General features: G+C 39.6%; 21 protein-coding genes. 11 read left to right on the forward strand and 10 right to left on the reverse strand.

All coding sequences use genetic code 11. The annotated features are described in order from the left end of the window. Positions 1-13 precede the first annotated feature (13 nt). On the forward strand, positions 14-1,024 hold the full coding sequence (locus tag MUO15_RS07660; protein ID WP_245034930.1) for a metal-dependent hydrolase: 1,011 nt from the start codon (positions 14-16) through the stop codon (positions 1,022-1,024). 33 nt (positions 1,025-1,057) lie between these two features. Here MUO15_RS07660 and MUO15_RS07665 read toward each other — a convergent pair whose 3' ends face one another. Further along, positions 1,058-1,324 (reverse strand): YfhJ family protein, encoded by a 267-nt coding sequence (locus MUO15_RS07665; protein WP_245034931.1) that lies wholly within the window; start codon positions 1,322-1,324, stop codon positions 1,058-1,060. A gap of 120 nt (positions 1,325-1,444) precedes the next feature. On the opposite strand from MUO15_RS07665, the gene sspK reads away from it, so the two are divergent. Further along, positions 1,445-1,609: a small, acid-soluble spore protein K gene (gene sspK, locus MUO15_RS07670; protein WP_256464169.1), complete on the forward strand. Its 165-nt coding sequence runs from the start codon at positions 1,445-1,447 to the stop codon at positions 1,607-1,609. Position 1,610: 1 nt separating this feature from the next. Continuing rightward, on the forward strand, positions 1,611-1,742 hold the full coding sequence (locus MUO15_RS07675; RefSeq protein ID WP_245034932.1) for a YpzG family protein: 132 nt from the start codon (positions 1,611-1,613) through the stop codon (positions 1,740-1,742). A gap of 42 nt (positions 1,743-1,784) precedes the next feature. Here the strand turns inward: MUO15_RS07675 and MUO15_RS07680 are convergent, their stop codons facing one another. Beyond that, the gene (locus MUO15_RS07680; protein ID WP_245034934.1) at positions 1,785-2,117 is read right to left on the reverse strand and encodes a YfhH family protein; all 333 of its coding nucleotides are present in this window, start codon (positions 2,115-2,117) and stop codon (positions 1,785-1,787) included. A gap of 185 nt (positions 2,118-2,302) precedes the next feature. On the opposite strand from MUO15_RS07680, the gene MUO15_RS07685 reads away from it, so the two are divergent. Beyond that, entirely contained in the window at positions 2,303-2,962 is a 660-nt protein-coding gene (locus tag MUO15_RS07685; RefSeq protein WP_245034935.1) for an SDR family NAD(P)-dependent oxidoreductase, read from the forward strand. Between the two features lie 162 nt (positions 2,963-3,124). Here the strand turns inward: MUO15_RS07685 and MUO15_RS07690 are convergent, their stop codons facing one another. The 3 genes from MUO15_RS07690 to glcT all read right to left on the reverse strand — a co-directional run bounded on the left by MUO15_RS07690 (position 3,125) and on the right by glcT (position 6,575). After that, on the reverse strand, positions 3,125-3,391 hold the full coding sequence (locus MUO15_RS07690) for a phosphocarrier protein HPr (protein WP_245034937.1): 267 nt from the start codon (positions 3,389-3,391) through the stop codon (positions 3,125-3,127). A 15-nt stretch (positions 3,392-3,406) separates the two neighbouring features. Continuing rightward, entirely contained in the window at positions 3,407-5,395 is a 1,989-nt protein-coding gene (gene ptsG, locus MUO15_RS07695) for a glucose-specific PTS transporter subunit IIBC (protein ID WP_396266346.1), read from the reverse strand. A gap of 337 nt (positions 5,396-5,732) precedes the next feature. Continuing rightward, positions 5,733-6,575 carry a glucose PTS transporter transcription antiterminator GlcT gene (gene glcT, locus MUO15_RS07700; RefSeq protein WP_245034941.1) on the reverse strand — a complete coding sequence of 281 codons (843 nt, stop codon included), beginning with the start codon at positions 6,573-6,575 and terminating at the stop codon, positions 5,733-5,735. 183 nt (positions 6,576-6,758) lie between these two features. Here glcT and MUO15_RS07705 point away from each other — a divergent pair, with 183 nt between their 5' ends. After that, positions 6,759-7,550 carry a Cof-type HAD-IIB family hydrolase gene (locus MUO15_RS07705; protein ID WP_245034943.1) on the forward strand — a complete coding sequence of 264 codons (792 nt, stop codon included), beginning with the start codon at positions 6,759-6,761 and terminating at the stop codon, positions 7,548-7,550. 37 nt (positions 7,551-7,587) lie between these two features. On the opposite strand, the gene MUO15_RS07710 is transcribed toward MUO15_RS07705, so the two are convergent. Further along, positions 7,588-8,343, reverse strand: coding sequence for an NUDIX domain-containing protein (locus tag MUO15_RS07710; protein WP_245034945.1), 756 nt, complete (start codon positions 8,341-8,343; stop codon positions 7,588-7,590). A 21-nt stretch (positions 8,344-8,364) separates the two neighbouring features. Beyond that, complete coding sequence (recX, locus tag MUO15_RS07715) at positions 8,365-9,183, reverse strand: recombination regulator RecX (protein WP_245034947.1); 819 nt, start codon at positions 9,181-9,183, stop codon at positions 8,365-8,367. 112 nt (positions 9,184-9,295) lie between these two features. On the opposite strand from recX, the gene MUO15_RS07720 reads away from it, so the two are divergent. The 3 genes from MUO15_RS07720 (at position 9,296) to MUO15_RS07730 (ending at position 11,242) form a co-directional block, all read left to right on the forward strand. After that, positions 9,296-10,201 (forward strand): TIGR01777 family oxidoreductase, encoded by a 906-nt coding sequence (locus MUO15_RS07720; protein WP_245034949.1) that lies wholly within the window; start codon positions 9,296-9,298, stop codon positions 10,199-10,201. An 81-nt stretch (positions 10,202-10,282) separates the two neighbouring features. Further along, positions 10,283-10,417 carry an amidohydrolase family protein gene (locus tag MUO15_RS07725; RefSeq protein WP_256464185.1) on the forward strand — a complete coding sequence of 45 codons (135 nt, stop codon included), beginning with the start codon at positions 10,283-10,285 and terminating at the stop codon, positions 10,415-10,417. A gap of 273 nt (positions 10,418-10,690) precedes the next feature. After that, positions 10,691-11,242, forward strand: a complete 552-nt coding sequence (locus tag MUO15_RS07730; RefSeq protein ID WP_245034953.1) for a GNAT family N-acetyltransferase — start codon at positions 10,691-10,693, stop codon at positions 11,240-11,242. Positions 11,243-11,336: 94 nt separating this feature from the next. Here the strand turns inward: MUO15_RS07730 and MUO15_RS07735 are convergent, their stop codons facing one another. Both MUO15_RS07735 and MUO15_RS07740 read right to left on the reverse strand, forming a co-directional pair. Continuing rightward, complete coding sequence (locus tag MUO15_RS07735; protein ID WP_245034955.1) at positions 11,337-12,008, reverse strand: DUF3298 and DUF4163 domain-containing protein; 672 nt, start codon at positions 12,006-12,008, stop codon at positions 11,337-11,339. A 70-nt stretch (positions 12,009-12,078) separates the two neighbouring features. Continuing rightward, entirely contained in the window at positions 12,079-12,414 is a 336-nt protein-coding gene (locus tag MUO15_RS07740; protein ID WP_245034957.1) for a hypothetical protein, read from the reverse strand. Positions 12,415-12,502: 88 nt separating this feature from the next. On the opposite strand from MUO15_RS07740, the gene MUO15_RS21895 reads away from it, so the two are divergent. From MUO15_RS21895 to MUO15_RS07750, 3 genes are all read left to right on the forward strand, one after another. Then, positions 12,503-12,661, forward strand: a complete 159-nt coding sequence (locus MUO15_RS21895; protein ID WP_318036205.1) for a hypothetical protein — start codon at positions 12,503-12,505, stop codon at positions 12,659-12,661. After that, complete coding sequence (locus MUO15_RS07745) at positions 12,631-13,320, forward strand: GNAT family N-acetyltransferase (protein WP_318036206.1); 690 nt, start codon at positions 12,631-12,633, stop codon at positions 13,318-13,320. Before MUO15_RS21895 ends, MUO15_RS07745 begins: the two co-directional genes overlap by 31 nt. Positions 13,321-13,606: 286 nt before the next feature. After that, the gene (locus MUO15_RS07750; protein WP_245034959.1) at positions 13,607-13,966 is read left to right on the forward strand and encodes a Lin0512 family protein; all 360 of its coding nucleotides are present in this window, start codon (positions 13,607-13,609) and stop codon (positions 13,964-13,966) included. A 45-nt stretch (positions 13,967-14,011) separates the two neighbouring features. On the opposite strand, the gene MUO15_RS07755 is transcribed toward MUO15_RS07750, so the two are convergent. Continuing rightward, on the reverse strand, positions 14,012-14,653 hold the full coding sequence (locus MUO15_RS07755) for a TraR/DksA C4-type zinc finger protein (RefSeq protein ID WP_245034961.1): 642 nt from the start codon (positions 14,651-14,653) through the stop codon (positions 14,012-14,014). Positions 14,654-14,688: the final 35 nt, after the last annotated feature.

Here is a 14,688-nt window from a genome sequence, read left to right on the forward strand (position 1 = left end):
AGGAGGTAGCTTTATGGACACTGGCACACACGTTGTTATGGGAGTTGCATTAGGCGGCTTGGCTACATTGGACCCTGCTGTTCAAGCTGATCCAATGTTGTTTAATGCCGTTTTAGTTGGTACCCTGGCGGGCTCCCAAGCACCAGATTTTGACACCATTCTCAAGCTCAAAAATAACGCCGTTTATATTCGGCATCACCGTGGAATTACTCATTCGATCCCGGCTGTTATCTTGTGGGGGTTGAGCATTCCTTTTCTTATACATTTATTCGCACCTGAGGTAAGCTTCTTGCACCTTTGGCTTTGGACATTTTTAGCTGTTATTCTTCACGTTTTTGTTGACGTATTTAATGCTTATGGGACCCAAGCTTACCGTCCCTTTACAAAAAGGTGGGTCGCTTATGGATTTATTAACACATTCGATCCCTACATTTTCATTATGCACTTAGCAGGTATTGTAGCATGGAACCTAGGTGCAAACCCAGGATATACATGGCTGATCATTTATTTCGTCATTGCCCTCTACTATGTTAAACGATATTTCGAAAAACGTGAACTCGTTAAAATAGTATATAATTATTTTGACAACGTAGAGCAAGTAGCGACTTCCCCAACGCTCAAGCAAAATATATGGCGTATTGCTATTACGACAGCAACGAATTACTACGTAGGCCGTGCTGTAGATGGTCATATTACCATCCAGGATGAGTTTGTGAACAAGAGAATTGATTATGAAGATCCCGTTGTTCAAAAAGCCTTAACTGATCATAATATAAAGGCCTTTTTATCGTTTTCACCTGTGTATCGTTATGACATTAACTATTTTGATGAATTTACGGAAGTCCGCTTCACTGATTTACGTTATCGCTCAAAAGGGCGCTATCCGTTCGTTGCCCTCGTCCAAATAGATGATGAACACGGGGAAGAACTTGACCAACTAAAAATATTAAATTCCTATACAGGCTGGGTTTTTACTGAGGAAAAGCTGCAAAATAAGCTATCCGTGGTCCCTGATTCGAAATGATAAAAAATCCGCGCTATCGTTAGCGCGGATTCCTTAATGAATAGGGCCTTTCCCATTTAAAAGCTCCTTATATTTAGGGTTCGTTGCCACGAAATCGTGGAGCCTTGGCCCATAATTTTCAATCCACCTTAATACAATTTGCTCTGTCATTTGTTTTCCTCTATATTGTCGACCAGCTTTGGCATAAGTCGCTTCAAAATCTTCCCAAAGGAGTTCAACCCAAGTCTTTGCTTCGTCAATCGTCAAATGGTCATTTTTACGATATAAATGTTCAGCTAACCTCTGAAAAGTATCATCCATTACTATATTCACCTCTAAAGTGGCAAAGTTTTCATTGCCATTGTAGCACATAGGGACAGTATTTGTAACACATACTAAGTTTGTTCACATACTTGATGTGAGCAATAGGAGGAATGACAATTGCGTAATAAAGCAAAAGGATTTCCAAATAAGAAAATGACAAGTGCCCCAGAGGATCAAAGCGAATATTTAGCCTTAAGACCCGATGGCAGCATTAACTCTAACCCACAGAAACGCGCGCTGCACTCAAGAGAACGTGAAGTGAATCAAGGAGGTAAATATTAAAATGGCTCACAATAAGAGCAAGAAACATTTCCCTCGGCGAGGAACAAAACACTTAAGAGACAGGGTGAACGGCGAAACGGAACAAACGCAATCTGAACGCATTACAGAAGTTCAAATGCGCAAAAGAATGTAAAGCAAAACCTGTGTACCTTTTTCGGTGCACAGGTTTTTATATTCATTTTCTCTCCCCAAGCATTGATATAGGAAGTGCTTCCTCCTCATTTCCAACACGGTCACCTTGTTTATCTTTGCGATAGCCCCATGCAAATACACCATTCATATACTCAATATAAAACGCATGCGCTGGATCGCCTTCTATCTCATAAACTTCTCTCGCTTTAAATTGGTTTGGATCCATCATATACGACTTAGCCATAATTATTTTCCGTTCATGAACGGCGTATTCATTCACCATGCCTAATTGCTCGGCTTTTAGTGCCTTTTCTTTAAGTTCTGCCACCTCAGCCCTTAGCTCCTCATAACTATAGTCACTATATCTGCGTTCCATATTGACTCCCCTTTTTATATCTAACGCGCTTTTCCGCTTAGCTATTGCACTGCTTCAAACTCAAGCCCCTATCGACATAAGTCAATCACCTACGCCAGGATAGAACACCTTTCCGCTTTACTATTTACATTTTATCAGTCTTTGGTCACAATATAAATGTTGACTATCTTTTTGGGGGATCAGGAATGAAGAATGTTTTAATTACTGGTGCTGGCACAGGACTTGGACGAGCGTTGGCACATCAATATTCTAAAAATGGCTATCGCGTATACTTATCCGGTCGTACTGAACGGAAGCTGCTCATTGTAAGAAATGAAATTCGCCAGGCAGGCGGAGAATCAGAAGTATTGATCTGTGACGTTACCGAACCTGCCTCAGTAACTGAAGCTATAAAACAATTTGAACAGCTTGATGTACTCATAAACAATGCAGGAGTCGGAATTTTTAAAGATGTGGGGTCCTATTCAGAAGCAGAGATCGACAAAATGTTTAACACGAATGTGAAAGGCACGATCCTTATGACTAAGGAAGCCACCTCAGTACTTAAACAATCTAATGGTCGGGTTCTTAATATTATTTCCACTGCAGGTTTAAGAGGGAAAAAGAATGAGAGTGTTTATTGTGCTTCAAAATTCGCTGTACGCGGCTTCACGGAAAGTCTTCACAAAGAATGGGAACAAGCATCAATGTCGGCAACTGCAGTCTATATGGGAGGCATGAACACTCCTTTTTGGGCTGACAGCACACACGTCACAACTCCCGAGAAATTGAAAGGACCTGAAGGGGTCGCTGAACAAATTTTTCAAGAAGATGATGGACGACCAGAAATCATTATAGATAAGTAAGAAGAACCAGCCGTTCCCGATTGGGGGGCGGCTATTTTAATGTAATTGCGCCCTATCTAATGATCAAACGATAATTGCACGAATTGGGAAGACATTTGCGGATTTTGAAAACAAAATAGAAAAAGACTGGTCACGAGGGACCAGTCTTTTTCATAACTTAACTTATTCTCCAAGTTGTTCTTCTTTTACTTTTGCTACGACCGCTTCAACAGCTTCCGCTTCATCTGAACCTTCAGCTGTAAACTTCACTTCCGCACCATTAGGAATACCTAGTGACATGACACCCATAATAGACTTCATGTTTACCGACTTGCCCTTATACTCAATATTGACATCTGATTCATATTGACCGGCAATTTGGACTAACGCTGTTGCTGGACGTGCGTGAAGCCCATCTGCGGATGTAACCGTTATTGTTTGTTCTGTCATAAAAAATCTCTCCTCTTACTTCTTAATTTGAATAATATCGGGATCGTTGTGCTTGACTTCACCAGTTGCTTTCACTTCAACAGACTGGCCTTCACTTAAATTAGTAAAGACGATCGGTGTCATTATAGAAGGAGCATTTTCCTTTACATATTCAAGGTCAACTTCCATCAGGGCTTGACCTTGTTTAATTGTGTCTCCTTCTTCAATAAGAGCTGTAAAACCTTCTCCTTTAAGCTTCACAGTATCTATTCCAATGTGGATCAGAATTTCCATTCCATTATCCGCTTGAAGCCCGATCGCGTGCTTTGTAGGGAAAACATTCAGCACTTTACCGTTAATCGGTGAAATGATTTTACCATCTTCCGGTTCGATCGCAAATCCATCCCCCATCATTTTACCAGAGAATACTTGGTCTGGCACCTCTGTTATAGGCAAGAGACGTCCCTTCATCGGACTGATGAACTCTAAATCACCTTTTGTTACAGGTGCTTCGGCACTTTTTGCTTCATTCACAATTTCAGCAACGTCATCTTTAGAACGAGGTGTTTTGCCATCAATAATATCTTGGATTTGCCCTCTTAGTGTATCAGATACAGGGCCAAAGATCGCTTGGATGTTGTTTCCAACTTCCATTACGCCTGAAGCACCAAGTTTTTTCAAACGATTCTTATTAACGTTTCCTTTATCGTTAACCGATACACGTAGCCGCGTAATACACGCATCTAAATGATCGATATTTTCCTGACCGCCCATTGCTTCGAGGATTTCAAATGGAAGATCGCCAACTTCACCGTCATCTTCAGCATCCTCTGCTTCATCCTCGCGACCAGGTGTAGCAAGGTTGAACTTAAGAATAGCCCAGCGGAAGCCAAAGTAGTAAATAACAGAGAAACAAAGACCAACGATGATCACCCACCACCAGTCGGTACGGTTTGGCAGAACACCGAAAAGAATGAAATCAATCAGACCGCCTGAGAAAGTCTGTCCAATCTTAACTCCTAAAATTTCCATGATCATAAAGGAGAAACCTGCAAATATACAGTGGATTCCGAATAGTAACGGTGCCACAAATAAGAATGAAAATTCAATTGGCTCTGTTATCCCTGTTAAGAAAGATGTCAATGCAGCTGATGCCATGATACCGCCAACAACTTTCTTACGTTCAGGCTTAGCAGTATGATAAATCGCAAGTGCCGCTGCAGGCAGACCAAACATCATGAACGGGAATTTACCGACCATAAATGTACCTGCCGTAAACTCAACACCATCTTGTAACTGAGCAAAGAAAATGGCCTGGTCGCCTCGTATCACTTCTCCTGCAGCGTTCGTATACGTTCCAAACTCAAACCAGAAAGGTGAGTAGAAAATGTGGTGTAATCCAAATGGAATTAATGCACGTTCAATCACACCAAAGAAAAATACGGAAATCGTTTGGTTCGTTTCTAACATTAAATAAGACAGTGCATTCAGACCAGATTGTGCATATGGCCATACGAAAAGCATAATCATACCAAGGAACAATGATGTAAATGCTGTAATTATCGGAACAAATCGCTTCCCGGCAAAGAAACCTAAGAACTGAGGTAGTTCAATATTATAATACCTATTATACATCGATGCAGCTAATATACCGACGATAATCCCGCCAAATACACCAGTCTGTAATGTTGGTATGCCTAGAACTTCTGCATAGGCTGGATCTGATGTCATATCGGCAGTAACCCCACCGAGCACCCCCATGACGACATTCATAATTAAGTAACCAATGATCGCTGCGAGGCCGGCAACCCCGTCCCCTTTTGCCAAACCAATCGCAACACCTACAGCAAACAGTAACGGTAAGTTATCAAAGACAATCCCACCAGCTTCAGCCATGACTAGAAGTAAAGTTTGGACCCATGGCGTACCGAAGAATGGTACTTTATTAACAAAATCGTCTTGAGCAAAGCTTGTGCCAAAAGCAAGCAGAATACCAGCAGCTGGCAGCAACGCTACAGGAAGCATTAAAGCTTTACCGACTTTTTGCAATGTACCAAAAGCATTTTTAAACAAGTGAATCTCCCCCTAATTTTTTATTGTGATGAAAAACAGCTATTGTCAGAAAAATAAAACGGTTTCATAATAGCAGAAAAGAAAAGGGACATCTTAGACAAGAGTAAAACCATCCTGTAACAGGAGTGGAAAGACTATTCTCCTAAAGTCGTCCCTATCAGAACTTTTTACAGCAATAAAAAAGGCATGAGTATAGAGCCCCCTATAGAAACATTTGGATACACTTCTTCCAAGTGGTTCTATAAGATTCTCCGATACTCATGCCTGATCGAATCAGTAACACGTAACGTTAAGATTTATAGGTTAACCTGTGTAAATGAATCGTTAAGTAGATTGCTTCTGACTCATCTACAGGCTTATTCAGCTGTTTTTGCATCACTTTAATTAACTTCCAAGCTAAATTATAGCATACAGGATACTCTTGTTTCAACATGTTAGCGAGTCGAATTTCATCTCTTGTATTCTCCTCCTGATCGACACGATCTACAGCCCTGTGCAAGTGTTGTACCAAACGATGGTAATCCACACTATGACGATCAATGGTTACCTCCATGGTTTCTTCAACTAATTGGACAAGTGTTGTAATCAACTGATTGTGCCGATTAATTTCACGAAGAGTTTTGTCTGTCACTGCACTATGAATATGTAAGGCAATAAACCCTATTTCACCTTCAGGGAAATGAATTCTCATCTTATCATAAACCATTGTGACCACTTCCATTGCCACTTGGTATTCTTTCGGGTAAAGCGACTCGATTTCGGGTAAAAAAGGATTGTTAAATTGCATGCTCTTTTGTGAACGACTAATAGCAAAAGCTAGGTGGTCGGTTAAGGCAACATGAATGTGTTCGTTTAACTCCTGGCCCATTCTAGTTTCAATATGATAAAGGATATCATTCATAAAATCGATAAAATCTTCATCGATATATGGAAGAAGGTTGACATACTGCTCTTTCTCCTTCTCACTACTAAGCAGAAACGTTTTATCAGCTTTATTAAACGAAGCGAAATCTCCCTTTTTCTTCCCGAATCCTATTCCCTTGCCAATTAACACCACCTCTTCATACGAGGGATGTTTTGCAATAACCACATTATTATTCAATACTTTGTCAATCGTCAAACCTTCATCCATATTCGTTCCTCCACACCGTAACACCAGTCTTTTTTACTAATATTATTTATCTCTCTACTCCTTATCGTATAGTGCCTTCTCTTTTTTGACAACAGCTCTGTACTAAATCTTTTGTTTCTCCAAAGCCAAAGATGTAAAATCTATAAGGGATTTAAATTTGGAATTTAGGAAGGAGTTCCACACATGATCAAATTATTCATCACAGACCTAGATGGAACGTTGCTTGGAATGGACCATTATATTAAACAAAAAGATATCGATTCCTTTTATCTACTTATGAATCATAATGTTGAGCTTGCGGTCGCTACAGGGCGGATGGAGCATGAAATTGCAGAAGTTCTCCGAAGAATGGAACTCAAAGGGCATCGCATCAGTCAAAATGGTGCATTTGTCTACGGACAAGATGACCTGCTCATCCACTCAGAAACATTTACTAAAACAACCGCTGACCATGTCATAGCTACTATTCAAGACTACCCTATGGTTACGACTGTTTCTACTGCAACAGACACCTATACATCCGAACACAACGAATGGATTGACGTAATCAATGAACAGCTTTTTCACGATATTATTGTTAAACCGAGTTTTGTTGAAGAATTTGGACAAACACTCCATCCCTCCAAATTCACCCTGCACGGAAATGAAGAGGACATAGCCCATACACATGAGCAGGTAAGCAATCAATTTGGAGAAACGGTAGATGCTTTTATTTCACACAAGAATGTGATTGATATTATGCCCCCTTCAATTAATAAAGGGAACAGTATTTTAGCTCTATTAAGCCACCTCAGGATTAGGCCGGACGAAATTGCTTGTGTCGGGGATTCTTTTAATGATCTCCCTATGTTTGCCGTGACACCAAACAGCTATGTGATGTCTACAGCACATCCTGACGTCCAGGCAAAAGCAAATACTGTTGTTGATCATGTTTATGAAGCCATTGAGGATTTAGATAGCAAGGGAATGCTATAGTACATGGAACCGCTCATCTCTCTATAGGATGAGCGGTTTATTGATATGATTCTAACCTGTGCACAAGCGTATATGGTTTTACATAATAGCTTTCCACTGCCGCCCCCTCATTTTTAAGGGCATCCTCCAGGCGAATCAAAAAATGCTCTCGAGTGATCCACTGTCTCCTATTTTCATCTGTCATCTTTTGAAAAACAGCATTTTTAGTCTCACCTGGCTGAGGACGAATCTCCCCTGAATGATACGTCCCTTTAAAAACAATACATACTACGCCTAACGTCATATTGTGATAGACACCCGTTATCCCTTCCACTTTCACAAAAACCCCTGTTTCTTCTAACACTTCTCGCTTGATTGCTTCCTCAAGGCTTTCGTTGTTTTCTAAACGTCCCCCGGGCATTTCATACGTGTCTGGACGGTGCTCATTCTGCACAAGGAGCACCTCCCCTTTTTCATTAACAAAACATCCTGAAACGGAAACGATGTGTTTTTGAAGATGGTAACCCCCTCCCTCTTCTAAAAAATCTTCCTGCAGATGATGGTACAATCGTTCTGCCTTTAACGATTTTTTATAAAGTGTCGACTCGTTAATTTTACGATCGATAACTAGATAATCTTCATAGCTGTCATATTCCCATATTGTTACCACTTCAGTATGGTCTAATGTCGTATAATGTCCGGCTAAACGAACACCATGAGCTAGTTGAATTGGTAGCACATACTCATGGAAAAAACGGGTGAACGGCTCATATTGATTTGGAACTATCTTGTATGTTGCTCTCCTATATAACATCTTTCCCTCCTAGTGAATTGGTTATTTGTTATCAATATTCTCATCAATAAACTGATCGATTAAATCAAACGGAAAACCTTTACGGTATAAACCTGTTTTAACCTTTTGCTTTAACTCAAACCCCTCCGCTTTACGCTCATACTTTCTCAACAATTTCTCTCCTTGATAAACAATCGCCTCCCATTCTGAATGCTCTTCTTGCTCCTCTTCAGGCAGCTGACCAATAACTTCTTTAATAACATCAGTTTGAAAACCTTTCTGCATCAAGGTTTGCTGCACATTTTGTATTTGTTGCCGATGTGATTTTTTCCTGTCACTATTCAGCTTTTTCTTAGCAAATTTCAGCGCTTTTTCCACTTGTTTATCAAAAGAGAAATAGTCCAGTGCCTCTTCAGCTAATTGCGACTGAACTCCTTTTTCAATCAATTCTTTCTTTACTAAAAGCGGTCCCTTGCTTGAGGTTTGCATACGTGTTCTAACAAGAGAAATCGCAAACTCCTGATCGTTAAGCAATTTCTCTTTCTTCAAACGATTAATAATCTCCTCAATATGAGCCTCGTCAGCTTCTTTTTTAAGTAAATAATCACGAATTTCTTTTTCTGAGCGCATTCGGTAGCTTAAATAGTTGATAGCTAGGGTATATGTCTTATGTATCGTATCTTTTTGGACTAAAGCGTTAATACTTGTTTCTTCAAGCTCCATCGATTTTTGGAGCTGAAACTTCACAAGAATATCTTCGCCAACGCTAAAACCGTAGGCCTCCCCTTGACCTCGGTCCAAAAAGATATTATAACGATTCTTATTTCTTTTTTGTGTTGTAATTCGAGTAATTTTTGCCAAGCGAAATACACCCCTTTTTTTTATTGTAGCATGAGAACAATGTGTTCGGTCACGGGAAGAGTCGTTTCCCTTTTATACTACTTTGCAGAAAAATATAGAGGAGGAGATTATCTTGAAGATAGCCATTACCGGCGGAACAGGCTTTGTAGGATCAAAACTTACCCAGAAACTTATTAACGAAGACCATCACGTGTACATACTCACAAGAAGCCCGGACAAGCATGAAAATACTGATCATGTTACACATATTGGGTGGCTAAGAGATGAATACACTCCATCGCATCAGCTTCCTTCAGTAGATGCTATCGTAAACCTTGCTGGTGAATCATTAAATAGCGGGCGATGGACGGAAAAACGGAAAAAATCTATTATGGACAGCCGCATTCAGGCGACTGAAGGAGTGATCGACCTGATTGAACGCATGAACCCTAAACCAGAAGTGCTAATCAACGCCTCAGCCGTAGGCTTTTATGGACAATCAGAAACAAAAACTTTTACAGAAGAGACAGATAGACCCGGAGAAGATTTCTTAGCAAACGTCGTCGTTGAATGGGAAAAACGAGCAGCGAAAGCACAAAGCCTCGGTGTACGTACTGCGTTCGTTCGCTTTGGCGTGATTCTTGGAGAAAAAGGAGCGTTACCCAAAATGACCATTCCCTATAAACTTATGATTGGAGGAAATTTAGGATCTGGTGAACAATGGATGTCTTGGATTCATATCGATGATGTGGTTGAACTCATCGACTACTCATTAAGGACTTCTTCGATCGAAGGTCCTGTGAATGGAACAGCGCCTAATCCTAAACGCAACAAAGACTTTGGTCAAACCCTTGGAACTGTGCTTGGACGCCCACACTGGATTCCAGCCCCTTCTTTTGCTTTAAAAACGGTTCTTGGTGATATGAGCTCATTATTACTGAACGGCCAATCCGTCATACCAAACAAAGCAATATCACATGGTTATTCATTTATTTTTCCCGAGTTAAAGCCTGCCTTACAATCGCTTTTAAAATCTTAACGAAGCTTTTCATGCTTTTTTGTGTACCTTTCTATTTCCCATTCAGTATAATACAGGAAAAAGATAGCGGAGGTTAAGAACCTGGGAGTAGATGATCGAGTGGGATCAATTGAGAAAGGCAAGGATGCCGACCTTGTATTATGGGATGGCCATCCTTATGACTTTGTGCCCTCTCCTGTATGGACCATGATTGATGGAAAAGTGGTATATGATTAAAACAGACCTCTAAAAGCAATGAAAAAATTCATAAAACGCCTATTCCCTTTTTAAATAAAATCGATTATTATTACCTTAAGTAAGACAATCTGATCGTAATGTAGGGAGGCAAATGGTGCGCCACCAGTCATGTAGATTGGTTCTAGTGGGTTCGATTCCCACCCCGAATTTTTGTGAGCAATTGATAAAAATTCGAGGGTGGTCCGAACCAACAATGCACGCTATCTCCCTGCGTTCAGACTGCCCTCCTCTATTCACAAGGAGGGGTTTTTTGTGCTAAAAAAACGTGATTTGCATGACTCTAAAGCTCTGTTTGAATTGATGAGTCACCCCGAAGTATTTCCATACGTCCGCCACAAAGCCACAACAAGTGATGAATTCTATTTTCTGACAAAACAAACGATTGAAGCAGAAGAGCTTGGTGAATCCATTTCGCGCACCATCCTTGACGAGTGGGGACAACCGATCGGTACAATCAATTTATTTAATATACAAGAAAATAAAGGCTTTCTCGCCACATGGATTGGGCAGCCATATTTCGGTAAAGGGTACAATCAATTGGCAAAAGATTTATTTTTCGAGGAGTTATTTTTCCAGCTTGAGATTGAAGCGATTTTTCTGAAGATCCGTCGTACAAATGTACGCTCACTGAAAGCCGCATTAAAAATCCCATATGCAAACAAAGCAAATAATCTTTATCCTGAGGTATTATCCTGGATAAATCGTGAACAGCCCGTCTATGATTTATTTGTTATTACAAAAGAACAATATCTCTTCCACTATTATGGTGAGCAAGAACAAAGTGGGGGAATTTTAGAAGCATAAGGTGACTTATGCTTCTTTCTAACTATCTAAACAGTTGTCTTTGTTTAACGAAACATCCCATTCCGATGTTGACTTTAGCCAAACCAGTCTCTAATTAAATAATCTGCGGAAAAGGGACATTTGTTTCTTTTGAAGATTGGTTCTTCCTCACCTTTTCTAAAGGTACACTAATTTCAGGAGTACCATATACGCCTGGTGCAATCTCATACTTATCAAATATGAGAACAAGTTGTTCACCATTAATATAAAAAGCTGTATCTTCTCTTACGGAATTAAATGATTGGTGAAAATAAGTATCCGGTTCATTTGCCATTTGTTTTTTCACTTCTTGATTAAGCAATGGCATCTTCACCACATCCTTCAATGTAATCACCCTGCCATTATCTCCGTTACTAAAGTTAATTGACCTCACTGTCGAGTTATAATTGTTTCCCCTTGAAATATTCGATGTCATGACGACAGAAATCATCTTATCGTCCTCGATCACTTCTTCTTCCTCATAATAAAGAACTGGAAACCCTGTTGATTGTTCAGCTACACGCTTCACTTCTCTAACTGTATCCTCAAGTTTATTACTCACTTTTTTATTGACCTGTTCTTGAAGCTTTTCATTAGGGAGACCATTAAAAACGGGGTAATCAATATGGATTTCATAGTCCTGCATGACTTTATCCTTATGCTTAATACTGTATAGACTACCTTCAGCGAATATATTTGAACTGTACACTAAAAACAGCAATAAAAACCATATACTTATCTTTTTCAATGGTCCATTCCTCCTTTAGCAATTAGTTTGACCCAATTATTAAAAACTAAAGGGGAATGATGAAGATAACTTATTTTTCCAAGCGTTGAACCATCTTTTCATTTGCCACATAAATAGCCTCGTTTTCAACTTCTGCAAAACCATACGCAGTAACAAAACCTAAGCATTCATATTTGAACGCTGTCTGCCATATATCCAATTTATTCGTTATTTCAGCAATGGTAATAAGACCAGCATTGGATGAATCTTGGCTTACTAAGTTTGAGCCAAAGTGTTCCGCCACATCCTTTGCGACTTCAGTTGTTTTCTGCTGTGCCACCCTTACAATTAAACAGCCTATCATATCACACATCCTTTCAATAAATAGGAACGTTTGTTCTTTTTCATTATATCCATTCCCTTCCAACAAATCAACTCCTATTCAAAAAGTTATTGCTTTTTTATGAATATTTGATAAACTGTTAAACGCTTTACTATGAAAGGGGAGGGATTTTATGATTCGCAGACTTACCCAAAAAGATGATCCGGCTTGCCAACACCTGCTTTCTGTTAAACCAGCAGAAAACTTATTTATTATCGGAGATATTGAGAACTTTGGTTATGACCAGGATTTTCAAAAATTATGGGGGATTTTCACCGAGATGGTCAGCTAAAAGCAGTATTATTAAAGTATCATAACAATTACATTGCCTATGCAAATGAGTCCTTTGATGCCAAGGGTTTTGCTGCAATTATTAACGAAGATCCTGAATTTATGCAGTTATCTGGTCTGCAGGTCATTACTGAAAAAATTCTTCCTTACATTAAAGTCGGGAGTTTACGTACTCGTTCCTTATATTATGCCAAATGTGACGGTGCTGAAAAGCTAAGCATAGATGTAGATATTAGTCAGGTAAAACTGGCAACGACAAATGATGTACAAAGAATCGTTCATTTACAAAACCAGATCCCTGAATTTGAGCGAGATAATACTCGTGAAGATAGCATTCGAAAAGGAATGGAACAGAAATCTGCGCGAGTATATTTTAGTGAAGACAACGGTACGATGATTTCAAGTGCCTCCACTACAGCGGAAAATTCGATGTCAGCCATGGTAGTAGGGGTATGCACCCATCCAAATTATAAACGTAAAGGTTATGCGAGTACCTGTATGCATAAATTATGTCAAGATCTACTAGCAGAAGGAAAAATGCTATGCTTGTTTTATGATAATCCCGAAGCAGGTTCTATTTATAAAAGGCTTGGCTTTGAGGATATTGGAATGTGGATGATGCACATTTTTGAAAAAGCAGAAGAAACTTCAGCAGTGTAGGCAAGGGGGTGAAAAGAGGAACAAATTCGATGGTTTTTATGTTTTCGTTTCTTTTTAGTAAACCGATGGTACTCTCATAAAATTTTGAAGTCTTTTCTAGATCAGTGACTCTCACTGTCACAACACCTACACGAGCATCTCGTCAGTGTTATTTCCACCTAATAAGTTACTTTTTGTAAGTTGATTATACTTATTCACTATGTAAAATTCAACTGATAAAGGTTTAAATCCTTTACAAAAAGTAAATAAGGAGAAAGAACACGTTATTTTAGGAGGAGGAGATCTAATGGAACAAGTCATGTTCATTCAAACCGGAACAGGAACAGATGTGCACGGCCAAAATATAACAAAGGCCTCTGTTCGGGCAGTAAAAAATGCTATTCACTCTAATTCCATGCCAGGAATCAGATCAGCGTTACCTAACCAATCCCTCGATGAGATGAAAATACACGTGAGACTCGCTTTGCCAACAGATCATGAACAGTTAGATGAGCAAGAAGTTAAACAGGCTATTCCTTATGGACAGGTTACGTTAGAAAAGATCCAAGGCGGAATGCTGACATCAAGCCGGATTTTTCTTGAAGACAAAGAAGATAAAAATGACATGATGTACATTGTAAATGCGGCCGTTGAAGTCGGCTATTAACGAAAGAATCCCCAAGGAATGACTGGCTCACTCCTTGGGGTATAATTATTCTGAATCTTCCTGTTCACGTTGATCCATGTACTCTTTATAATATTCACTTCGCTGGAAATTAACTTCATCCGGTCCTGTATATCCGTCCATATCTGTTGATACAAACGATTCAAATTCCTCTACATAACCACCATTGTCTTCCTCTTCATCCATCAATGATGAGCCTTCATAAGTCATACCATTTTCATTAAAATTGGCAACCACTTCATAGCTGTCGTTTCCGTCATTCCACTCTAACTCATTAAGAACATCTTCTTCCACTGGACGATCACCCGCTACATGATCATCTCCAGCAGACCGAATGGTACGAGCTGTTGGTACGGCTTCCAGTCTTTCTAACGGAATCTTTTCCCCAGTTTTCTCACAAATCCCATAAGTGCCTTGTTCGATTTGCTTTAATGAGTAGGATATTTCTGACAGTTCATCTTCAAGATGGGTTAACAAGGCCATATCCTTTTCTCTTTCATAAAGATCTGTGCCTGAATCAGCTGGGTGGTTATCATACTGGGACAACTCACCAGATGATCGGCTGCTAGCTAAGCCTTGCTCTAATCCAAAATGATTATTGTCGATTAATCGTTGCTCTATTTCCTGTTTTCTTTCTTCTAATTGTTTTTTAAAATGTGTATAATCCATTTTCTCACACTCCAGTTCTTCTTACTGGTTAGTGT

It is taken from the genome of Halobacillus amylolyticus, assembly GCF_022921115.1.
Classification (GTDB): domain Bacteria; phylum Bacillota; class Bacilli; order Bacillales; family Halobacillaceae; genus Halobacillus_A; species Halobacillus_A amylolyticus.